We start from the raw sequence: 20,780 nt of genomic DNA on the forward strand, positions 1-20,780 counted from the left end.
ATGAAAAAGCTTGTGAACCGCCCGTCCGATGTCGTGCGAGAAATGCTGGAAGGCATCGCGCGACAATCGCCGCATCTCGCGATCCTCGGCGACGAGCACGTGCTCGTCCGCCAGCCGCTGCCCGAACCATCTCAGCGCCCCGTCGCGATCCTGTCCGGCGGCGGCAGTGGCCACGAGCCCGCACACGGCGGCTATGTCGGCGAAGGGATGCTGAGCGCGGCCGTCTGCGGCGAAGTGTTCACGTCGCCGTCCACCGACGCCGTGCTCGCCGCGATCCGCGCGAGCGCCGGCCCCAACGGCGCGCTGCTGATCGTGAAGAACTACACGGGCGACCGGCTCAATTTCGGGCTCGCCGCCGAGCTTGCACGCGCCGAAGGCATTCCGGTCGAAACGGTCATCGTCGCCGACGACGTATCGCTGCGCGGCCGTGTCGACCGTGGCCAGCGGCGCGGGATCGCCGGCACCGTGCTGATCCACAAGCTCGCCGGCGCGGCCGCAGCGCGCGGGCTGCCGCTTGCCCGCGTCGCGGCCATCGCGCGCGACGCGGCGGCCGAGCTCGGCACGATGGGCGTCGCGCTCGACGGCTGCACGATCCCGGGCGCCGACAAATCGGGCTTCAGCCTCGGCGATCACGAGATCGAGCTCGGTCTCGGCATTCACGGCGAGAAAGGCGTCGAACGCCGTGCGCCGCTGCCGGCCGACGCGCTGGTCGACACGCTGCTGTCGAGCATCGCCGCCGATCTCGTGCTCGACCGCGGCGAACGCGTCGCGCTGTTCGTCAACGGTCTCGGCGCAACGCCGGACATGGAACTCGCGATCGTGCTGCGCGCCGCGTACGACAACCTGGCCCGGCGCGGCATCGTCGTCGCGCGTGCGTGGGCCGGCACGTTCCTGTCCGCGCTGAACATGCCCGGCTGCTCGATCTCGGTGCTGCGGCTGAACGACGAACGCGCGTCGCTGCTCGACGCGCCGACGCAGGCGCGTGCGTGGCCGGGCGGCGGCGCGGTGAATACGCAGATCCGCGTGGCCGCAGCCGCGTCGCAGGATGCACCGCTGCCGCCGCTCGATGCGGCCGGCCGCGCATGGGCCGCGCGTCTGCAGCCGGCGCTGCAGGCGGTTGCACAAACGCTGATCGACCACGAGCAGACGCTGACGGATCTCGATGCGGCGGCCGGCGACGGCGACCTCGGCGCAAGCATGCTGCGCGCCGCGCAAGCGATCCTCGCGTTGCCCGAGACCGCGTACGCCACGCCGGCCGGCGCACTCGCGGCGCTCGGCGCGGCGTTGCGCCGAGCGATCGCCGGCAGCTCCGGGCCGTTCTATGCAACCGCGCTGCTGCGCGCGGCGCGCAGGCTGGCGGATGTCGCCGAGCCGTCGGCGCGCGACTGGGCCGCGGCATTCCGCGCGGCCGTGGATTCGATCAGTGAACTGGGTGGCGCGCATGCCGGCGACCGGACGATGCTCGATGCGCTGGTGCCGGCCGTCGACGCATTCAGTCGCGCGCTCGACAGCGATCGCGACACCGCAAGCGCATGGACGGCGGCCGTCGAAGCGGCCGTCGAAGGCGCGGAGGCCACCGCGCGCATGACACCGCGCGCGGGGCGTGCGAGCTATCTCGGCGAGCGTGCAATCGGCACGCCGGATGGCGGCGCGGTAGCCGTGTCTTATTGGTTGGGTGCGTTGCAGCCGCACGTGCGCTGAGCGGCGACTCGCGCGATGCGGGAAGGCGGCCACGCCGCCCGCATCAGCCTGCCTTCATCCGCCCGGGCAACAGCATCGCGCCGACCAGCGCCGCGCCGAAACTCGCGAGCCAGCACCAGTAGCCGATCGCATCGAGATGAACCGGCTCGACGGTGCCCGCTTCGTTCACGACGATCTGGTGCTGCGACAGGAAGCTCAACCCGAACAGCAACGCAAGCGCGGCCAGCACGGCCGCCTGCACACGCAGGCGCTTCACGGTCAGCAACCACGCGCCGAACACGAGCGGGTTCGCGAGCCACGCAAAGATGCCGCCAAGCACGCCCATCCAGCCCGTCAACAGCACCTGCCAGCCATCGGCCCACGGGTGTGGGTCCGGCGCGCCGACGCGGAACGGCGCGGTGAACATCGCGACGAGATAGCACAGCATGCTGGCGGCGAGCAGCGCGGTGGCCGCGCGGCCCATCGGCTCACGGATGCGCGCGGAGGAAGGCGTCGTCGGGTTCATGGTGTCATCGCGTGCGGGAGATCGTCGCGATTCTGCCATACGCGGGCCGGCCGCCCTTCGGCTCGACGACTTCACCGGTACCGCGCCGCCGACGCATCGACCCGCGCCTGCCGGTGCCCGGCCGCGTTACGCAGGCGGCTTCGTGCCGGTTCAGCGGGACACGGCAGCACCCGCCGCCGCCCCGCTCGCCCGCACGCGCTTCGCCGGATGGGTTTCCGGCATCCGCCAGTACACGAGCAGCGAAATCGCCGCGCAGGCCGCGACGTACCAGAAGAACATCGTCTCGCTGCCGCTCGCCTTTAGCCGCAGTGCGACGAACTCGGTCGTGCCGCCGAGGATCGCCGTCGTCAGCGCATACGGCAGCCCGACCGCCAGCGCACGGATCTGCGGCGGAAACAGCTCGGCCTTGACCAGCATGTGCACCGACGTGAACCCGCTCAGCACGACGAGCCCCGCGAACACCAGCGCGAACGCGGCGAGCGGATCGTGCACGTGTGCGAGCGTCGTGAAGATCGGCACGGACAGCAACGTGCCGCCGATCCCGAACCACAGCAGCACGGGCCGCCGGCCGACGCGGTCCGACACGAGGCCGAACAGCGGCTGCAGCGGCATGTACAGCAGTAGCGCGGCCGTGCAGATCCAGGTCGCCGTCTCCTTGTGCAGCCCGACCGAGTTGACGAGGTACTTCTGCATGTAGACGGTGTACGTGTAGAACGCGACGGTGCCACCGATCGTGATGCCGATCGCGAGCAGCAGTTCGCGCCAGTGGGCCGCGAGATCGGCCGACACGCGCGTCTTCGCCGCACGCGCGCGGCTGGCGATGAACGCGTCGCTCTCGACGACGTTGCGGCGCATGTAGAGCGCGAACAGCGCGAGCACGCCGCCGACGAAGAACGGGATCCGCCAGCCCCAGCGTTCGATGTCGTGCGTGCCGGCGAAGATCCGCTGCATCGCAAGCATCAGGCCGAGCGCGACGAGCTGGCCGGCCACCACGCTCACCTGCAGGAAGCCGACGTAGAAGCCGCGCCGGTTCGGCGGCGCGATCTCGCTCAGGTAGGTTGCGCTGGTGCCGTATTCGCCGCCCATGCTGAGCCCCTGCAGCAACCTTGCGGCAACGAGCAGCACCGGCGCGAGCACGCCGATCGTCGCATAGCCGGGCGTGATAGCGATCAGCATCGATCCGGCGCACATCGCGAGCACCGACTTCGTCAGCGCGGCCTTGCGCCCGCGCCGGTCCGCATACAGGCCGACGAGCCAGCTTCCCGCGGGCCGTGCGATATACCCGACGGCCGCGATCGCTGCGGTGTTCATCAACTGCACGGTCGGCCGGTCGGCGGGAAAGAACGACGGCGCGAAGTAGATCGAGAAGATGCTGTAGGCGAGAAAGTCGTACCACTCGATCAGGTTGCCGGCCAGCCCGCCGACGATCGAGCCGATGCGCGGCGGTTCGCCGGCGGCTTCGGGAGAAGAAGTTGCCACGGTTGTCTCCAGGTTTTTTTCGTATGTGCCGGGCGGCTGCCGACGCCGCCCGTGCCGCCTGCCGATGCGCGTTATGCGCGGTCGGCCGCATAGCGGGCGTCGAGCACGTCGAAGCGCGCCTTGTCGACGAGCCGCTGCCGTTCGGCGAACGGCGCGACGAGCGCGGGATTCTCGTCGAGCCGGCCCGTGTCGCGCAGTTCCGTCAGCGCGGCCTGCATCCCGTGCACCGCGCCTTGCAGCGCCGCGTTCGCATACAGCACCACGCCGTAGCCGAGGCGCGCGAGCGCGTCGCGTGAACGCGTCGGCGTCTTGCCGCCGATCACGATGTTGATGAGCTGCGGCGTATCGAACAGCGCCGGCAGACGCTCGACGTCCTCCGGTGACTCCATCGCCTCGATGAACAGCACGTCGGCGCCCGCTTCCGCATAACGATGGGCGCGCTCGATCGCGTCGTCGATGCCGTGGACCGCGGCCGCATCGGTGCGCGCGACGATCAGCAGGTTCGGATCCACGCGCGCGTCGACGGCCGCCTTCAGCTTGCCGACCATCTCGCCGGCCTCGATCACTTCCTTGCCCGCGAAATGGCCGCACTTCTTCGGCAGCACCTGGTCTTCGAGCTGGATCGCGTCCGCGCCGCTGCGCTCGAGCGTGCGCACCGTGTGCAGCACGTTCAGCGCATTGCCGAAGCCGGTATCGGCGTCGACCATCAGCGGCAGCTCGACCGCATCGCGCACGCGCGCGGTGTGTTCGGCCAGCTCGCCGAGCCCGACGAAGCCGAGATCGGGCAGGCCGAGCGACATGTTGGTGACGCCCGCGCCGCTCAAGTACAGTGCGCCGAAGCCGAGATCGGCCGCGATACGGGCGCTGAGCGCATTGAACGTGCCGGCGACGAGCAGCCCCTGGCGGGCGGCGATGCTGCGCCGGAACCCGGCGCGACGAAGTGCGGTGTGATCGGACATGCGGGGCCTCATTGGTCGAAACGAAACAGGGTGCGCGGCGAATCGCGCAGCACGCGCAGGCGCTCGCCGGAGTCGGGCAGCCAGCGCGCGAGCGCCGCATAGGTGGCGTCGAAATCGACACGTTCGCGGTGCTGCGTGTGCGGCCAGTCGCTGCCCCACACGAGCCGCTCGGCCGTGAACGCGGTGCGCAGCGCGCGCGCGGCACCGAACGCGTCGATCGCGCCGTCGCCCGCCACGCTGTTGCGATACGCTGCCGACAGCTTGACCCAGACGCGGCCGGTATCCGCGAGCAGCAACAGGCGGCGGAAGCTGGGCGCGCGTTCGGCGAGCGCGGGTGACGGGCGGCCGAAATGATCGATCACCAGCGTGCACGACTGCGCGAGCAGCGGCGCGGTGATGGTGTGCAAGTCCTCGATGCCGCGATGGATCTCGACATGCCAGCCCAGCGCGTTGACGCGGGCGAACAGCGCGCGCCACGCCGACGCGCCGAAATCCGGAATCGGCAGCCCGACGAGGTTCAGCCGCATCCCGACCACCCCCGCACGGTCGAGCGCGTCGAGGTCGTGATCCGCAATCGTGGGGTCGACCACCGCGACGCCCCGGAAGCGGCGCGGGTAACGCCGCAGCACGTCGACGAAGAACGTGTTGTCGGTGCCGAGAAAGCTCGGCTGCACCAGCACCGCATGCGTGATGCCGTGTTCGGCGAGATGCGTGACGTACGTGTCGAGCGACGCGTCGTAATCGGGCGCGTGCCGCACCACCGGCGCGAGCGGCAGGCCGCGCGCGAATACATGCGCATGCGCATCGACGGCGGCGACGGCCGGGTCAGCTGCACACCACGCGTCCATCGACCGCGCAGCCGGAATCTGTTCGACGAGGGGAGTCACGAGTCGATCCATGAAGTCTGCAAGAGGCGCCCGGCCGCAGTGCCGGGCGGTTCGGTGGCGACGCGGCGAGCGCTACAGCGACGCCTCGGCGCGCGGCCGGCTTTCCGCATCCGTGTCACCGCCGGACGCGACGCCGGACAACCGGTGGCTGCGCGTTTCCGGCAGGAACCACACCGCGATCACGACGAGCCCGTAGGCAATGCCCGCGTCGATGCCGAGCGCCGTGCCGAGCGGCAGCGACTCGCCCATCCGCCCGACCAGCACCGGGAAACCGGCCGACACGATGCGGCCGAAGTTGTAGCAAAAGCCCACGCCGCGCCCGCGCACGTTGCGCGGGTAAAGCTCGTTGAACAGCGTGCCGAGCGTCGCCGGAATGCCGGCCGAAAACAGTCCGAGCGGGAACCCGAGCAGCAGCATCGCGACATCGTTCAGCGGCAGGAACACATACAGGTTCACCATCACCGCGCAGCACGCGGCGAACAGCATCACGTTGCGGCGGCGGCCGATCCGGTCCTGCAGGTACGCACTCAGGAAACAGCCGCAGATGAACGCGACGATCACGACCGCGAGATACGCGCCGGTGCCGAGCACCGACAGGTGGCGCTCGGTCTTCAGATAGGTCGGCAACCAGATCGTGATGGCGTGATAGCCGCCGTGTGCGCCGACGCCGATCAGCCCGCCGACCACCGTCGCGCGCAGCACCGACCGGTCGAAGATGCCGACGGTCGGCCCTTCGTCGGCATTCGCTTGCGCCGATGCCTGCGCCGCCGTCGCGTGCGGCGGCTCCGGAATCGCACGACGGATATACAGCACCAGCAGCGCGGGCAATGCGCCGATCGCGAACAGCACGCGCCACGCCCACTCGGCCGGCACCCATGCAAACACCAGCATGTACAGCACCACGGCGCCGCCCCAGCCGAACCCCCACGCGCTCTGCACGACGCCCATCGCCTTGCCGCGGTGGCGCGCGCCGACCGTTTCGGCGAGCAGCACGGCGCCCGCGGTCCATTCGCCGCCGAAGCCGAGGCCCTGCAGCGCCTTCAGCACGAGCAACTGCTCGAAGTTCTGCGCGAACGCGCTCAGGAACGTGAATAGCGAAAACCAGCACACGGTGATCTGCAGCGCGCGTACGCGGCCGTAGCGGTCGGCGATCATGCCGGCCAGCAACCCGCCGAGCGCACCGGACACGAGCGTCGCCCCGCCGATCAGCCCGGCCTGCCCCTTGCCGATGCCCCAGGTCGTGAGCAGCACGGGGATCACGAGGCTGAACATCTGCGTGTCGAGGCCGTCGAGTGCCCAGCCGGCAAAGCAGCCGCGCAACGTGCGCCGTTCGGTCGTCGATAGCTCGCGGGTCCAGTTCAATGCGGGTCTCCTCGTGTCGTCATGCCGTCGCGGCGCACGGCAATGCCGTGGCCCGATGTGCATCCTATGAAGCGTGGAGATAATTCGCTACTATGTTTTGAATAATTATTCATAACGCAAGCTTATGGAAATCAGGCACGTCCGCTACTTCCTCGCGATCGTCGATACGGGCAGCTTCACGCGCGCGGCCAACGAGCTCGGCATCGCACAGCCGGCGCTCAGCCAGGCGCTGAACCGGATGGAGAAGGAGTTGGGTGTCCGGCTGTTCGACCGCTCGCGTCGCGGCGCGACGCTGACGCCGGCCGGCCTCGCGATGGTCGACGACCTGCGGCTGAGTCTCGCGCGGCTCGACGCGGCCGCGCACCGGGCCGGCGAGATCGGCGCGCAGCGCGCCGGGCGCCTGACGATCGGCTTCGTCAGCGCCGCGCTGTTCGACACGCTGCCGCGCGCGATCCGCGCGTTACGCGAAAGCGCACCCGACGTCGAGCTCGTGATGCGCGAGATGAGCAATGCCGAACAGGCGATCGCGCTCGAGCGCGGCGAGATCGACATCGGGCTGCTGCACACGCCGGTGGCGGTGAACGGCCGGATGCGCGAGAAGCTGATTCGGCGCGACCCGCTCGTCGCCGTACTCCCGAAGGATTTCCGGCGCCAGCCCGACGGCACGGTTACGCTGCAGAATCTCTCTGCCGTCGGCCTCGTGTGGTTTCCGCACGATCAGCTGCCGCTGATCCGCGCGGGCATCCTCAGCGCGTTCCGTCAGGCCGGGCATCCGGTGGACATCGTGCTCGACGTGAACCGCACGCTGACCGTCGTCGCGTGCGTCGCTGCCGGATGCGGCGTGTCGCTGCTGCCACGCTCGATCCACGCGTTCGCGTTCGACGGCGTCACATACAGCCCGGTCCGCGACGGCGCCGCGCTGCCGAATTTCGAACTGAGCGCGATCTGGCCCGCACGGTCGCGTCCGACGCTCGCGGACCGCTTCGCCGCGCTGCTGCCGTCGGACGATACGCGTGCCTGAGCATCAGGCGCGTCGGCGAACCGGCCGCCACGGCGCGGGAAAGCCCTGGTCCCCACATCGTCACATGGCATCGGGCATCGCGACGCCCGACCACAACGTGCCCTTGCCGCCCGTCGGCAGATAGGCCCAGGTCGCACCGCCGTCGGCCGACTTGAGCACCATCCCCTACTCGGACACGATGTAGAGCGCGTGCGCGGGATCGGCAAACACGTGATAGAGATTGCGGTCGGCCTTGCCGCCGCCCGGCGGCTTCGTCAGCGTCGTCCGCGCCCACGTCTTGCCGCCGTCATGCGTCTGCAGCATCAGCGACCACAGGCCGACCGCGATGCCTTCCTAAGCATTCCTGAACAACACCGAGAACAGCGGCTAGTCGACCGACGTGTCGAGCCGCGGCTTGAGACACTAGGTCGGATAACCTACAATCAGCATCGCATCCGCAAGACCCGGGCAAGCGTTGCCCGCCGGAGGAGAAACTTCGATGGAACCGAAATCGACGAGCCCTGATGACATTCGCGCGGAACCTGCGTCGCCGCGTCGACCAGAGCCCGCGTCAGACGCGAAGTCGGCCGACGGCACGCGTGCGCCAACCCAGCGCGGCCGCAACACGGTCGGCCGCATTCTGGAGAGTGCGTTCGAGATCTTCGTCGTCGACGGCTACGGCGGCCTGACGATGCGCAAGGTCGCGACCGGCGCGGGGCTCGCGCTGTCGAACCTGCAGCACTACTTCCCGTCGCGCGAGGCGCTCTACGCGGCGATCATCAGCGAGACCATCTCCGAGTATTCGAGGAACTACGACAGCGTGCGGACCGACGAGACGCTGTCGCCCGAAGCGCGGCTGGAGAAAGTGGTCCGGATGCTGATCGAGGATGCGAAGCTGCCGCGAACCCAAAGCCTGTTCGTGAACATCTGGGCGCTCGCGCATGCGCACGAGTTTGCGCGGCAGGCGATGGAAGACGCGTACCTGTTCCAGCGCCAGATGATTGCCGGCTTCGTCACGGCGGTGAATCCCGGCCTGACGCCGCAGCAACTCGCGCGCCGCTCCGCGCTGATCACCGCGCAGATCGAGGGGCTGAGCGTATTGATCCCGCAGCGCAATCGCTTCCCGTCCGATATCAAGGGAATGGAAGACGAAGCGGTTAAGGCCGTGCTCGCCGTGGCATCGTTGCCGGGCTGAACGCGCGGCAACGGTCTGCCGCCGCTGCAAACGGGAACGCTTGCGGCCATGCGCCCTTGCCGGCCAGCGGAGCGGAGCCGAGCCAGTCGACATAGAGGTCGACCGTGCGCGCGACGACACCCACCGGAATCGCGTCGAAGCGCAGTTGCGACGCGAACGTCGCGAGCGTGAGGCCGGGTGCGGGAATCGTGCTCGCCATCATGGCGTACGGAAGCGGAATCGGATCGTGCCGTTCGCGCAGCGTGTCGGTCTGTCGCCGCGCGCCGGCGCCGCGCCTGTGACGCGTCTTGCGCCCCGTCGCCGTCAGCGCACCGAAGCGCGTCAGGCAAGCGTCGCGGTCGCCTGCATCGTCAGCCAGCCATCGCGATCCTTCGCCCACAGCTCGATCGTGCGGCCGTCGTCCGACGGCTTGCCGCACAGCGTGAACGGCTCCCCGTCGAAGGTCGGGCGCACCGCGCGGAATGCGAAGCTCGCGAGCGTCGCGTCGGGCCGTTCGCGATGCACGAGATCGACGAGCAGCGTCGCGATCAGCGGACCGTGCACGACGAGCCCCGGATAGCCTTCTTCCTGCGTCACGTAGCTGCGGTCGTAGTGGATACGGTGGCCGTTGAAGGTCAGTGCCGAATAGCGGAACAGCATCACGGCGTCGGCCGTGACGGTGCGCGCCCACGTTTCGCCCGTGGGCGCCGCGACCGGCTTCTGCGCCGGCGCGCCCGGCTGCGGCGCGTCGCGATAGACGATGTCGTGCTCTTCCTCGACGCATAGTGCGTCATCGGATTCGATCCGATGCTGGACCGTCACGAACACGAGCCGCCCGCTGCGGCCCGTCTTGTCCTCGATGTTCGCGATCGTCGATTCGCGCGTCGCGCGCCGCCCCGCACGCAGCGGCGCATGAAACGTCAGCCGGCCGCCGGCCCACATGCGGCGCGGCAGCGGCACGGGCGGCAGGAAGCCGCCGCGCTTCGGGTGGCCGTCGGGGCCAACCTCGGCCAACGGCGCGACGGGCAGGAAGTAGAGCCAGTGCCACATCGGCGGCACGACGTCGCCAGGCGACGGGCGGTCGAGCGTGGCGGCCAGCGCGTTCAGCGGGAACGCGGTGATGTCGTCGCCGAGCGTTTCGGTCTTGCCGACCCACGCGTCGAGTGACACGGGTGCGGCGGGCTGCGAGGATGAGTTCGACACTGATGGAGTCTCCGGTACGCTGGCAATGGCCCTAATATGCACGCCGCACGCCGTTTCGCGAAGTCGGCTTTCCCGAACCGGGGCTTCGAATTTGCTTAACCCATGCGGCCCTGCCGGTCCTGCCGGACGATTTTCGTCTGACCATTCAAACCGTGCAATATAGTCGCCACGCGCGCCGTGTGCGATTCCTGGCGCCAAGCTTACAGCTTGACCACCGTCGGCACGCCGCCTAAATTGCTTCTGACGGACCGGCCGCGCCACGAGCGACATGTCATCCGGGTGAAAAAACGATAGTTTGCTATCGAATATTTTTGCCCCTATCATCTCGGCCATGACCAATCTGCACGACCTCCGCCTCGCCGTCAGCAGCCTGCTCGTGCTGTCCGCGCGCAAGTGGCGCCGCACCAGTGACGGCGTGCTGAACGCGTACAACGTGTCCGAGGCCTGCGCGACGCCGCTCCTGATCGCCGGCCGGCTCGGCGAAGGCGTCCGGCAGGGCGCGCTCGCCGAACACGTCGGCATCGAAGGGCCGTCACTCGTGCGCCTGCTCGACCAGCTGTGCGCGGCCGGCCTCGCGCGTCGCGACGAGGATCCGCACGACCGCCGCGCGAAAACGATCTCGCTGACGGCCGCCGGCCGCGCGGTCACCGCGAAGATGGAAGAAGACCTGCGCGTGCTGCGCGCCCAGGTGCTCAAGGGCGTGTCGCGCGCCGATCTCGAAACGACGCTGCGCGTGCTCGAAGCGTTCAACGCATCCGAGTCGCACTCGCCCGCCACGCGTCTCCCGCACGCCGACGACACCACGTCATGACCTATCCGAGCCTTCGCGACTGGCTGTTCTCGGGCAAGACGTTCGCCGCGTCGATGCTGGCGCTGTACCTCGGCCTGTATTTCCAGCTGCCGCGTCCGTACTGGGCGATGGCGAGCGTCTACATCGTGTCGAACCCGTTCGTCGGCGCGACGCGCTCGAAGGCGCTGTACCGCGCGCTCGGCACCGCGCTCGGCGCGGCCGCCGCGATCTTCTTCGTGCCGCCGTTCGTCGAGACGCCGCTCCTCTTCAGCATCATCGTCGCGACCTGGTGCGGCACGCTGCTCTACCTCGCGATCTCCGACCGCACGGCGCGCAGCTACGTGTTCATGCTTGCCGGCTATACGATGCCGCTGATCGCGCTGCCGACCGTGACCGATCCGTCCACCGTGTTCGACGTCGCGATCGCGCGGACCGAGGAAATCGTGCTCGGCATCGTGTGCGCCAGCGTGGTCGGCAGCGCCGTGTTCCCGAACCGCCTCGCGCCGACACTGATCGAGCGCACCGACGCATGGTTCAAGGACGCGGCGTTCTATGGCCGCGAGACGCTGTCCGGGCAGATCGCCGGCAAGGCGTTGTCGGCATGCCGGCAACGGCTCGCGGCGACGATCACCGGCCTCGAATTTCTGCTGAGCCAGCTGAGCTACGACCATGCGCACCCGCGCATCCTTGCGCGCGCGCAGGCGCTCGCGGGCCGCATGCAGTTGTTCCTGCCGCTGATGTCATCGCTCGCCGATCCCTTGATCGCGTTGATGCGCGACCTGCACGTGCGCCCGCCCGCCCTCGACGCGCTGCTGGTCGATGCCGCGAAGTGGTTCGACGCACCGTTGCCGGCCGTGAAGGCCGGCACCGACGGCGACATGGCCCACGATCCGGTCGCGGACAACCTGCGCGAGCGCATCGCCGCGCTGCAGCCTGACGACAGCGCGCTCGCGAGCTGGGACGGCGCACTGCTGTCGAACGCGCTGTGGCGGTTGCGCCAGGTCATCGATATCTGGCAGGACTGCCGCTCGCTGCGCGCGCTGATCGCAAACGAATCGGGCGTGTGGCAGCCGCGTTACCGGCACTGGCGGCTCGGCGGCACCGAGCGCTTCTTCGATCGCGGGATGATGCTGTTCTCGACGCTGACCGTCGTGCTCGCGATCGTGTTCGCTTGCTGGCTGTGGATCTCGTCCGGCTGGCACGACGGCGCGGCGGCCGTCACGCTCGTGGCCGTGTCGTGCAGCTTCTTCGCCGCGCTCGACGAACCGGCGCCGCTGGTGTTCAAGTTCTTCCTGTCGACCGCCGCGAGCGTCGTGTTCGCGGGTCTGTACCTGTTCGTCGTACTGCCGCACGTGCATGACTTCGCGATGCTCGTGCTGATGTTCGCGGGCCCGTTCATCCTGATCGGCACGCTGCTGCCGCGCCCGCAGTTCAATATGGTGACGATGCTCGTCGCGGTGAACACGGCCACCTTCATCAGCATCCAGAGCGCGTACGAAGCCGACTTCTTCGTGTTCCTGAACAGCAACCTCGCGGGTGTCGCCGGGTTGCTGTTCGCGTACGTGTGGACGCGGGCGACACGGCCGTTCGGCGCGGAGCTCGCGGTGCGGCGCCTGCTGCGCTCGGGCTGGGAAGACGTCGCGCGCTCCGCGTCGACGCAACCGCTCGACGACCAGCGCAACCACGCGTCGCGAATGCTCGATCGTGTCACGCAGCTGCTGCCGCGCCTCGGCGCATCCGACGACCACCGCCACCCGTCAATCGAAAGCTTCCGCGACCTGCGCATCGCGCTGAACGCGCTCGACCTGCGCCGCTCGCGCCGCCGCCTGTCTGGCGACGTGCCCGACGCAATCGATCGTGTGCTCGTCGGCGTCACCGATCACTACGCGCGCTGCGCCGCCGCGAACGCGCGCCAGCCTGCACCGCCCGCGCTGCTCGCGACGATCGACGACGCGCTGCACCGCGTCGCGGGCAGCAACCTGCCGGGCGCCGCACCGGCGGAACACGGCACGGCGCCTGCCGTGCCGGCCACGGCCGCCACGCACCGCCGGCTGCGCGACACGCTGCACGCGCTCGTCGGGCTGCGCCTGTCGCTGTATCCGGCCGCTGCCGGCCAGGCGCCGCAGGCTCCGGACGGAGCACGCGCATGATCCGGCTTTCCAACCTGTCCTTCCGACCGCGACCATGATCGGCGAAATCGACATCTTCGGCGTATTCGTGCCGGCTCCGCTCGTGCTGATGCTGATCGCCTACCTGATCAACATCGTCGTGCGCGCCGCGCTCGAGCGCGTCGGCTTCTACCGCCTCGTCTGGCACCGTTCGATTTTCGACCTCGGCATCTACGTGTTCGTGCTTGCCGCCGTCATCATCGCTTCCCACCATCTCGTGGCTACCTAACGTGAAAAAATCCTGGCTCTCGGCAGGACAAATCCTGCTTACCCTGATCGTCGTCGTCGTGGCCGGCCTCGTGCTGTGGCGGATCATCAACTACTACATGTTCTCGCCGTGGACCCGCGACGGGCACGTGCGCGCCGACGTGATCCAGGTTGCGCCGGACGTATCGGGCCTCATCACGTCGGTGCAGGTCGCCGACAACCAGGAGGTCAAGCGCGGCCAGGTGCTGTTCGTGATCGACCAGGCGCGCTACACGCTTGCGGAACGGCTCGCCGAAGCGACGCTCGCGCAGCGCCGCGCGACGCTGGCCCAGGCGAAGCGCGAATACGCGCGCAACCTGCAGCTCGGCAACCTGGTCGCGAGCGAGCAGGTCGAGGAAAGCCGCACGCGCGTCGAGCAAGGCGAAGCCAGCGTCGCCGACGCGCAGGTGTCGCTCGACACCGCGAAGCTGAACCTGCAGCGCACGACGATCGTGAGTCCCGTAGACGGCTACCTGAACGACCGCGCGCCGCGCGTCGGCGAATACGTGCCGGCCGGCCGCGCGGTACTGTCGGTCGTCGACAGCAATTCGTTCCGCGTCGACGGCTACTTCGAGGAAACCAAGCTGCGCGGCATCCATATCGGCCAGCCGGTCGACATCATCGTGATGGGCGAGCCGCATGCGCTGCGCGGCCACGTGCAGAGCATCGTCGCCGCGATCGAGGATCGCGACCGCACGCAGGGCGCGAACCTGCTGCCGAACGTGAACCCGGCGTTCAGCTGGGTGCGGCTCGCGCAGCGCGTGCCGGTGCGCGTCGTGCTCGACGAAGTGCCCGACGATTTCCGGATGATCGCCGGTCGCACCGCGACCGTCTCGATGCGCGACGCCGACACGCGCCGCAACGACAACGCGAAGCCGGCAGCCGGCGCCAGCGCGGCCTCGACCGCAGTGCCGGTCTCCGCGGCATCCGGGGCAGCCGCCAACGCGGCGGGAGCATCGCAATGAACCGGCACGGTCTGCGCCTCGCGGCTGCATTCGCGCCGCTTGCGCTCGCACTCGGCGCGTGCAAATCCGTCGGCCCCGACTACAAGCTGCCGCAGCAGGCGTACGTGAATGCGCCGCTCGCGAACCATGCGCTCGACGACGCGAACGGTACGCTCGTGTCGCGCGACGCGGTACCCGGTAACTGGTGGCAGCTGTACGACGATCCCGTGCTCGACACGCTCGTGCGCGATGCGCTGAAGTCGAACACCGACCTGCGCGTCGCCGCGGCCAACCTCGCGCGTTCGCGCGCGGCGCTGGAGGTCGCGAGCCAGCAGGGCGGGTTCTCGGGCGGGGCCGAAGCCGCCGTTCAGCGCGCACAGGAATCGGCCGAGCAATACCTGCTCGAGAACAAGCTGCCGGTCGTCAACGAAGGCGCAGTCGGCATCAACGTGTCGTATGAAATCGACCTGTTCGGCAAGCTGCGGCGCGGCGTCGAAGCCGCACGCGCGGACAGCGACGCCGTCAAGGCGGCCGGCGACCTCGCGCGCATCACCGTCGTCGCCGACGTCGTGCGCGCGTACGTCGAATCGTGCTCGGCCGGTGACGAACTCGCGATCGCGAAGCAGTCGCTCGCGCTGCAGAAGCAGCGCGTCGCGCTGTCGCAGCGGCTGCGCGATGCCGGGCGCGGCAACCAGACCGACGTGACGCGCGGCGTGACGCAGGTGCGCACGCTTGCCGCCGACATCCCGCGCTTCGAAGGTCGCCGCAAGGTCGCGCAGTACCAGCTTGCCGCGCTGCTCGCACGCTCGCCGGCCGACCTGCCGAAAGCCGTTGCCGAATGCGAACGGCTGCCGAAGCTGCGCCAGCCGATCCCGATCGGCGACGGCGCCGCGCTGCTGCGCCGCCGCCCCGACGTACGCGAAGCCGAGCGGCAACTCGCCGCCTCGACCGCGCGGATCGGCGTGGCGACCGCTGCGCTGTATCCGTCGGTCAGCATCGGTGCGTCGGCCGGCTCGGTCGGTGTCGCCGCCGACCTGTTCTCGTCCAACACAAATCGCTGGTCGTTCGGCCCGCTGATCAGTTGGTCGTTCCCCGTCAACGGCCAGCGCGCACGCGTGCGCGAAGCCGAGGCCGCGACGGGCGGCGCGCTCGCACATTTCGACGGCGTCGTGCTGAACGCGCTGCGCGAAACGCAGTCGAGCCTCGCGACCTATGCGGCCGACGTGCAACGCACCGATGCGCTGCGCACGGCGTACGAATCGGCTCGCAATTCCGCCGACGAAACGCATCGTCTCTATGCGGCCGGCCGCGAATCGTTCATCTCCGATCTCGATGCGACGCGCACGCTGACGAGCGTGCAGGCGCAGGTTGCGGCGGCCGAAGGCCAGGTCGCGGCCGATCAGGTGCGGCTCTTCCTCGCACTGGGCGGTGGATGGGACAGTGACAACACGGCGAGCGCGCAGGGCGCCCGGCCCGACACCGCGCACGCCGCTTCGGCACCCGCGACGAACGAGTAAAACCCCGAGCGTCATAGACTTCGGTATATAGCGCTGGCATCGCAAAACACCGTGCACAAAGGGGTTTTCGTGATTCGCACCATAGCATCCGGAGGGCGACGGACGCCCGTATCGGCGGTAAACTCGCCGATGCGTTCCACTCATCTTTCGCTGCCGGTCCGGCAGCGACATCCACTCCGGAGATCCATCATGCAAACCAGTGCTCGCAACCATTTCGCCGGCCAGGTCAGCGCCGTCAAGCCCGGTGCCGTCAACGACGAAATCACGCTCCGCACGCAGGACGGTCTCGACATCGTCGCCGTGATCACCCACGGCAGCGCCGCTTCGCTGGGCCTCGCGGCCGGCACGAAGGCGTTCGCACTCGTCAAGGCGTCGTCGGTGATCGTGATGGTCGACGTCGACAGCAGCAAGGTATCGGCGCGCAACTGCGTCGCAGGGACCGTCGCGACGGTCACGAAGGGCGCGGTCAACTCGGAAGTCGTGATCAAGGCCGCGGGCGGCGCCGAGATCGTCGCGATCGTCACCAACGACAGCGTCGATCGTCTCGGCCTCGCGAGCGGCTCGGCCGCGTCCGCGATCTTCAAGGCATCGAGCGTGATCGTCGGCGTCGAGTGATCGCGTGACGGTCGCAATGGCGAACCGTCCTACGCCGCGCATCCGCGCGGCCCGTCTGTCATCCGGAGGCATGCGATGACGGCCACGTTCGGTCGCCCGCGACAACAGGCGTTGCAAACGCTGCATTCAGCGGCGGCCCGCACCGCTACGCCTGACGCACTGCTGTTCAGCGCGCTCATCGCGGCACGCGCGTGCCGCGACGAACTCTCGCTGCTGGGCCTGTCTCCCGGACAGTTCGCCGGCTTGCTGGCCCGGCAGTTTCCGCACCTGACTCCCGCCCATACCACCGCACTCATGCCGACGGTCGCGTTGGCACTATTGCCAGCGGCCCATGCCGAATTCGTCGCGACGCTGCACACGCGGCTGATGGACGACGCGAATCCCGCCGTCGCCCGCGACGATGCCGACTGCCTCGCATCGATCATCGCGCATGCGTGCCTGCGCCCCGACCATCTGTGGCGCGATCTCGGGCTCGACGGGCGTGACGCGGTATCCGCGATGCTCGATCGCTATTTCCCCGCGCTCGCCGCGCGCAACGTCACCCACCTGCGCTGGAAGAAATTCCTCGCACAGGAAGTGGCGGCCTCACTCGGCGTACCGCCGGGCCCGGCACCCGGATGCCCGGGCTGCGAGGATTTCGGTTTCTGCTTTCCGCACGCGCGATAGCCATCGCGGCGACTCGAACGCTGGCGTCATCGCCGTCACGGACGGGTTCGCAACGCATTCCCATAAATGGTCACCTTGAGGCGTGCGTCGCCAGCCGTCCATGGCTGTGATCAATGCCGATGCCGGTGATGAATGTCCGGAAAGTGCGCGTGACTGTGCGTGATCGGCAGATGCACGTGCGGATGCGAGTGCGGCTCGTTGCCGTCGTACTCGAAATCATGCGTGTGCTGGTGATGTTCGTCGTGCCGATGCCGGTGCGTATGCTCGAGCCGCTCGTGCTCATGCGTGTGCTCATGCCGCTCGCGCACGTGCAGCCAGATACCGAGCGCCATCAACGCGGCGGCGACCCAGAAAGTTGCCGGCGGCAACGCAGGCCAGATCAGTAGCGACAGCACGACGCCGAACAGCGGCGCGATCGAGAAATATGCACCGGTGCGCGCGCTACCGAGATGGCGGAGCGCAACGACGAACAGCACCAGGCTGATCCCGTAGCCGCCGAGCCCCGTCAGCATCGCGGCAGCCGTGACCGATGCAGCGGGCAGCGACGCGCCGGTCGCGAGCGCAATACCGATGTTTACCGGCCCGGCGATCAGCCCCTTCGCGCACGCGATGACCATCGCGTCGTTCGCGGCGACCTTGCGGGTCAGGTTGTTGTCGATCGCCCAGCACAGACATGCACCGACGATCAGCAACGCGCCGACCGGCACGCCGACCCGACCCAGCCCCCACGACAGCAGCGTGCCGCCTACGACGATCGCGACCATGCCGAGAAACACCTGCGTATCCACGTTCTCGCGAAACACGACCCATGCGATGACGGCCGTCAGCACGCCCTCGAGATTGAGCAGCAGCGCACTGGTTGCCGCCGGCGTGCTCGACAGCCCGAGCATCAGCAACGCCGGGCCGGCCACGCCACCCGCCACGATCGCGCCGGCCAGCCACGGCAGCTCGGCGCGCTGCAGCGGCGCGGCCTCCGTCACCGGTGCGCGACGATTGTGCAGCCTGCGCAGCAGGATCCCGATGCCGAGCCCGACGCCGCTGCCGAGATAGAACAGGCCGGCGACCATGAACGGCGACATCGCGCCGATCAACGCCTTGGCGAGCGGTGTCGCGGCGCCGAACAGCGCGGCGGCGGTGAGTGCGACAAGAATCGCGGAATGTCTCGGGGTCATGATCCGGCTAGGATTGACGTTGAAAATCGGTGGACGTGACTTCGGATCATGCCGGCACATGCCTTTCACACCTTTCGAAATGCAAGCTGATTCGTGCAGTGCGACGATCCGGTCGGGATTATCGCGCGTCATCGTGTCGCGACGCCCCCGATCGGATCGTTCACATCCCGGCCAATGATTCCGCTATTTATCAGGAAACCGAATTATCAGGCGATAAATCTCTACATTAAGTTATGCAAATCATTAGCCTGAAAATTGCGAGTGCCTGCAGTGCCGATTGACGAACGTCTTTCGTCCGGTTGCGTTGCCTGTCTTGCTCGGGATAAGTGTGTGCTGGCCGGCAAGCGCCGGGAAGGCAGTCCTGACCTGCCTCTATCGAGGCAGGTCAGTCCGTCGCGTGATGCGCCGCTACGACATCCATGCGGGTACGCGCCGTGCAGTAGACGGCAGCGGTATTACTCGTTGCCGGCCACTTGCTGCTCGACCTGTGGTGCGGCATCGGTCTGAACTTCTGCTGCTTCCGCCGCTTGCGGTGCGGCAGCGGCCTCAGCTTGCTGCTCGGCCTTCGGCTGCTGCGGTGCGCCCTTGGCCCCTTGCGCAGCGCCCTTGCCGGGACGGCGCGACTTCAGCCGGCGCGCCCGTGCTGCGTCGTCATGCGTGACGCGCCCTGCTTCGTTGCCCTGCAGGTCGACGCGCACGGCGTCTTCGACGAGGCACGACCAGTAGCGGTTGCCGCGACACCACGTCGACATGGCTTCGCGCAGTTCGGCTTCCGTGAGGCCGACGGCCTGTGCTTCGCGCGCCAGGTCGTCCCAGATGCCGACCTTGAGCGGCACTTTGGGGGCCGGATTCTTCGGGAACGCGCTCGGAAACTTTCGCTGCAGTTTGCCGATCGCGACGATGACCGGATCGACCGGCGCCGATGGCTTGGCCGAAGCGGGCTTCGCGCGATGCGGTGCCTTCGTGCCGGCACCCGCCTTGGCGCCAGCACCCGGCTTGGCACCGCGGGACGGCTGGTCGCCGGACTTCGGCTTCGCACCGGTGTCCGCCGGCGCTGCCGGCCGCTTTGCGTTGCGCTCCTGCTTGGCCTTCGCTGCGAGCTGCGCCCGCAATTCGGCAAGTTGTTCAAAACCCATAAATTCAATCCACCAGGAATATAAGGTGTGGTTCGTGCGGCCATGCCGCGCGGCTCGAAAGCTTCGCCGCCGTGCGGGCGGCCCGTCTGCCGCCGATGCGGAACACTACGGGGCCGCATCGCGCACGCCACTCTGTTTTCAGGCACCCGGCCACGATGCCGGACAAGGCAGGAGTGGAAGTATACCGGTACGCGCGGTGGCCGGTTGACTCGCCGGTCTGCATTTGCCCGACCCCGGAGGCCGAAAAGGCGTCCGCGCGGTCATGTTGCGCATTATATGGATACGTTTCCGGATGTCACGCCATTCGAGGCCGTCGCGGAAATCGGGCCAGGCCCGGCTTCGGCACAGGCGCGCATCCGGCGTGCTGCATTCTGCGTGGCGGACGTCAAACGCCGTCGCGCGACACGTCACCTGAACACCGCCGGTTGTACCGGGCACGCCTTCGACTCGTTGCGTCCGCATCGAACGCGCCTCGGACGAAAATGCCGGAAAATGCGTAGTATGGCCGCATCGACGTCGTCGGCAGCGCGCCTCGGCCTGTTTCGCTGCACGCCCGGCCAGCCGGCGATGTTCGCCTTTGCCTGCGTAAAGAACCGGTTGTACGAAACGGAGCGGATACATGGTTCCCCGACACGACATCGCGCACGACGACATCACGCGCGAGGAAATTCACCATCGGCACATCGACATGCGCGGCTATCGGCGCAGCGACGGCCTGTTCGAAGTGACAGCCTGCCTCGCGGACCGCAAGACCAGCGATTTCACACCGCCGGGCGGCACGCGGACGGTCGCGGCGCTGTCGCCGATCCACGACCTCGGCGTGACGCTCGTCTTCGACGCCGACATGGTCGTTCGCGCGGTATCGACGTTCATTCGCGCGCATCCGTATGCGCAGTGTCCGGGCGGCGGCGACTCGCTGCAGGCACTCGTCGGACTGAACATCGGCGCCGGCTGGAACAGCGAGGTTCGCAAGCGCCTGCCGTCCTGCGATACGTGCACGCACCTGAAGGAATTGCTCGGCCCGATCGCCACCACGGCCTATCAGACGATGGTCGGCGTGCGGCGGTCGTCGCTGGACCACCGCGACAGCAAAGGAAAGCCGCTCAAGATCGACAGTTGCCACGCGTATGGCGCATCGCGCGATCTCGTGAAACGTCTTTGGCCCGAATACCACCGGCCTTCGTCAGCGGCAAAAAGCAGCTAGGGTTTGGGGATTCGGCCGGTTTCGTGTCCTCACGAAGCGCGCCGGCAAGTCG

19 protein-coding genes and 2 pseudogenes are annotated in these 20,780 nt (G+C 68.4%); 11 read left to right on the forward strand and 10 right to left on the reverse strand.

Annotated features, from left to right (window positions below; translation table 11 throughout):
- Entirely contained in the window at nucleotides 1-1,701 is a 1,701-nt protein-coding gene (locus tag KEC55_RS31145) for a dihydroxyacetone kinase family protein (RefSeq protein ID WP_282512365.1), read from the forward strand.
- Between the two features lie 43 nt (nucleotides 1,702-1,744).
- On the opposite strand, the gene KEC55_RS31150 is transcribed toward KEC55_RS31145, so the two are convergent.
- The 5 genes from KEC55_RS31150 to KEC55_RS31170 all read right to left on the reverse strand — a co-directional run bounded on the left by KEC55_RS31150 (nucleotide 1,745) and on the right by KEC55_RS31170 (nucleotide 6,893).
- On the reverse strand, nucleotides 1,745-2,206 hold the full coding sequence (locus KEC55_RS31150; protein WP_282512367.1) for a hypothetical protein: 462 nt from the start codon (nucleotides 2,204-2,206) through the stop codon (nucleotides 1,745-1,747).
- Between the two features lie 150 nt (nucleotides 2,207-2,356).
- Nucleotides 2,357-3,685 carry an MFS transporter gene (locus KEC55_RS31155; RefSeq protein ID WP_282512369.1) on the reverse strand — a complete coding sequence of 443 codons (1,329 nt, stop codon included), beginning with the start codon at nucleotides 3,683-3,685 and terminating at the stop codon, nucleotides 2,357-2,359.
- A 71-nt stretch (nucleotides 3,686-3,756) separates the two neighbouring features.
- Nucleotides 3,757-4,644: an isocitrate lyase/PEP mutase family protein gene (locus KEC55_RS31160; RefSeq protein ID WP_282512371.1), complete on the reverse strand. Its 888-nt coding sequence runs from the start codon at nucleotides 4,642-4,644 to the stop codon at nucleotides 3,757-3,759.
- Nucleotides 4,645-4,652: 8 nt separating this feature from the next.
- Nucleotides 4,653-5,543 (reverse strand): amidohydrolase family protein, encoded by an 891-nt coding sequence (locus KEC55_RS31165; protein ID WP_282512373.1) that lies wholly within the window; start codon nucleotides 5,541-5,543, stop codon nucleotides 4,653-4,655.
- A 60-nt stretch (nucleotides 5,544-5,603) separates the two neighbouring features.
- Nucleotides 5,604-6,893 carry an MFS transporter gene (locus tag KEC55_RS31170; protein ID WP_282512375.1) on the reverse strand — a complete coding sequence of 430 codons (1,290 nt, stop codon included), beginning with the start codon at nucleotides 6,891-6,893 and terminating at the stop codon, nucleotides 5,604-5,606.
- 124 nt (nucleotides 6,894-7,017) lie between these two features.
- On the opposite strand from KEC55_RS31170, the gene KEC55_RS31175 reads away from it, so the two are divergent.
- Nucleotides 7,018-7,914: a LysR family transcriptional regulator gene (locus KEC55_RS31175; RefSeq protein ID WP_282512377.1), complete on the forward strand. Its 897-nt coding sequence runs from the start codon at nucleotides 7,018-7,020 to the stop codon at nucleotides 7,912-7,914.
- 69 nt (nucleotides 7,915-7,983) lie between these two features.
- Here the strand turns inward: KEC55_RS31175 and KEC55_RS31180 are convergent.
- Nucleotides 7,984-8,304 (reverse strand): annotated as a pseudogene (locus KEC55_RS31180) (WD40/YVTN/BNR-like repeat-containing protein); the annotation flags it as partial.
- Nucleotides 8,305-8,392: 88 nt separating this feature from the next.
- Between KEC55_RS31180 and KEC55_RS31185 the strand changes: the two are divergent.
- Nucleotides 8,393-9,088, forward strand: a complete 696-nt coding sequence (locus KEC55_RS31185) for a TetR/AcrR family transcriptional regulator (RefSeq protein WP_282512379.1) — start codon at nucleotides 8,393-8,395, stop codon at nucleotides 9,086-9,088.
- Between the two features lie 43 nt (nucleotides 9,089-9,131).
- On the opposite strand, the pseudogene KEC55_RS31190 reads toward KEC55_RS31185, so the two are convergent.
- Nucleotides 9,132-9,290, reverse strand: a pseudogene (locus KEC55_RS31190) (MmgE/PrpD family protein); the annotation flags it as partial.
- 119 nt (nucleotides 9,291-9,409) lie between these two features.
- Entirely contained in the window at nucleotides 9,410-10,270 is an 861-nt protein-coding gene (locus tag KEC55_RS31195; protein WP_282512381.1) for an FAS1-like dehydratase domain-containing protein, read from the reverse strand.
- A gap of 331 nt (nucleotides 10,271-10,601) precedes the next feature.
- Here KEC55_RS31195 and KEC55_RS31200 point away from each other — a divergent pair, with 331 nt between their 5' ends.
- The 7 genes from KEC55_RS31200 to KEC55_RS31230 all read left to right on the forward strand — a co-directional run bounded on the left by KEC55_RS31200 (nucleotide 10,602) and on the right by KEC55_RS31230 (nucleotide 17,216).
- Complete coding sequence (locus KEC55_RS31200; RefSeq protein WP_282512383.1) at nucleotides 10,602-11,081, forward strand: MarR family winged helix-turn-helix transcriptional regulator; 480 nt, start codon at nucleotides 10,602-10,604, stop codon at nucleotides 11,079-11,081.
- Nucleotides 11,078-13,210, forward strand: a complete 2,133-nt coding sequence (locus KEC55_RS31205; RefSeq protein WP_282512385.1) for an FUSC family protein — start codon at nucleotides 11,078-11,080, stop codon at nucleotides 13,208-13,210. Before KEC55_RS31200 ends, KEC55_RS31205 begins: the two co-directional genes overlap by 4 nt.
- A gap of 34 nt (nucleotides 13,211-13,244) precedes the next feature.
- A complete protein-coding gene (locus tag KEC55_RS31210; RefSeq protein WP_282512387.1) occupies nucleotides 13,245-13,457 on the forward strand; it encodes a DUF1656 domain-containing protein in 213 nt (70 codons plus the stop codon).
- Nucleotide 13,458: 1 nt separating this feature from the next.
- The gene (locus KEC55_RS31215; RefSeq protein WP_282512389.1) at nucleotides 13,459-14,439 is read left to right on the forward strand and encodes an efflux RND transporter periplasmic adaptor subunit; all 981 of its coding nucleotides are present in this window, start codon (nucleotides 13,459-13,461) and stop codon (nucleotides 14,437-14,439) included.
- The gene (locus KEC55_RS31220) at nucleotides 14,436-15,935 is read left to right on the forward strand and encodes an efflux transporter outer membrane subunit (protein WP_282512391.1); all 1,500 of its coding nucleotides are present in this window, start codon (nucleotides 14,436-14,438) and stop codon (nucleotides 15,933-15,935) included. Before KEC55_RS31215 ends, KEC55_RS31220 begins: the two co-directional genes overlap by 4 nt.
- Nucleotides 15,936-16,124: 189 nt before the next feature.
- Nucleotides 16,125-16,550, forward strand: coding sequence for a TOBE domain-containing protein (locus KEC55_RS31225; RefSeq protein WP_282512393.1), 426 nt, complete (start codon nucleotides 16,125-16,127; stop codon nucleotides 16,548-16,550).
- A 75-nt stretch (nucleotides 16,551-16,625) separates the two neighbouring features.
- On the forward strand, nucleotides 16,626-17,216 hold the full coding sequence (locus tag KEC55_RS31230) for a nitrogen fixation protein NifQ (protein WP_282512395.1): 591 nt from the start codon (nucleotides 16,626-16,628) through the stop codon (nucleotides 17,214-17,216).
- A 110-nt stretch (nucleotides 17,217-17,326) separates the two neighbouring features.
- Here the strand turns inward: KEC55_RS31230 and KEC55_RS31235 are convergent, their stop codons facing one another.
- Both KEC55_RS31235 and KEC55_RS31240 read right to left on the reverse strand, forming a co-directional pair.
- Nucleotides 17,327-18,388, reverse strand: coding sequence for a DMT family transporter (locus KEC55_RS31235; protein ID WP_282512397.1), 1,062 nt, complete (start codon nucleotides 18,386-18,388; stop codon nucleotides 17,327-17,329).
- Nucleotides 18,389-18,843: 455 nt separating this feature from the next.
- Nucleotides 18,844-19,524, reverse strand: a complete 681-nt coding sequence (locus KEC55_RS31240) for a ProQ/FinO family protein (RefSeq protein WP_282512399.1) — start codon at nucleotides 19,522-19,524, stop codon at nucleotides 18,844-18,846.
- Between the two features lie 619 nt (nucleotides 19,525-20,143).
- Between KEC55_RS31240 and KEC55_RS31245 the strand changes: the two genes are divergently transcribed.
- Complete coding sequence (locus KEC55_RS31245) at nucleotides 20,144-20,728, forward strand: DUF2889 domain-containing protein (RefSeq protein WP_282512401.1); 585 nt, start codon at nucleotides 20,144-20,146, stop codon at nucleotides 20,726-20,728.
- Nucleotides 20,729-20,780 lie beyond the last annotated feature (52 nt).

Origin of the sequence: Burkholderia cepacia (genome assembly GCF_029962485.1) — a bacterium.
GTDB lineage: Bacteria > Pseudomonadota > Gammaproteobacteria > Burkholderiales > Burkholderiaceae > Burkholderia.

Coding starts and splice junctions, on each gene's coding strand:
- KEC55_RS31145 (WP_282512365.1), top strand. CDS start 1: ATGAAAAAGCTTGTGAACCGCCCGTCCGATGTCGTGCGAGAAATGCTG.
- KEC55_RS31150 (WP_282512367.1), bottom strand. CDS start 2,206: ATGAACCCGACGACGCCTTCCTCCGCGCGCATCCGTGAGCCGATGGGC.
- KEC55_RS31160 (WP_282512371.1), bottom strand. CDS start 4,644: ATGTCCGATCACACCGCACTTCGTCGCGCCGGGTTCCGGCGCAGCATC.
- KEC55_RS31165 (WP_282512373.1), bottom strand. CDS start 5,543: ATGGATCGACTCGTGACTCCCCTCGTCGAACAGATTCCGGCTGCGCGG.
- KEC55_RS31175 (WP_282512377.1), top strand. CDS start 7,018: ATGGAAATCAGGCACGTCCGCTACTTCCTCGCGATCGTCGATACGGGC.
- KEC55_RS31185 (WP_282512379.1), top strand. CDS start 8,393: ATGGAACCGAAATCGACGAGCCCTGATGACATTCGCGCGGAACCTGCG.
- KEC55_RS31200 (WP_282512383.1), top strand. CDS start 10,602: ATGACCAATCTGCACGACCTCCGCCTCGCCGTCAGCAGCCTGCTCGTG.
- KEC55_RS31205 (WP_282512385.1), top strand. CDS start 11,078: ATGACCTATCCGAGCCTTCGCGACTGGCTGTTCTCGGGCAAGACGTTC.
- KEC55_RS31210 (WP_282512387.1), top strand. CDS start 13,245: ATGATCGGCGAAATCGACATCTTCGGCGTATTCGTGCCGGCTCCGCTC.
- KEC55_RS31220 (WP_282512391.1), top strand. CDS start 14,436: ATGAACCGGCACGGTCTGCGCCTCGCGGCTGCATTCGCGCCGCTTGCG.
- KEC55_RS31225 (WP_282512393.1), top strand. CDS start 16,125: ATGCAAACCAGTGCTCGCAACCATTTCGCCGGCCAGGTCAGCGCCGTC.
- KEC55_RS31230 (WP_282512395.1), top strand. CDS start 16,626: ATGACGGCCACGTTCGGTCGCCCGCGACAACAGGCGTTGCAAACGCTG.
- KEC55_RS31235 (WP_282512397.1), bottom strand. CDS start 18,388: ATGACCCCGAGACATTCCGCGATTCTTGTCGCACTCACCGCCGCCGCG.
- KEC55_RS31240 (WP_282512399.1), bottom strand. CDS start 19,524: ATGGGTTTTGAACAACTTGCCGAATTGCGGGCGCAGCTCGCAGCGAAG.
- KEC55_RS31245 (WP_282512401.1), top strand. CDS start 20,144: ATGGTTCCCCGACACGACATCGCGCACGACGACATCACGCGCGAGGAA.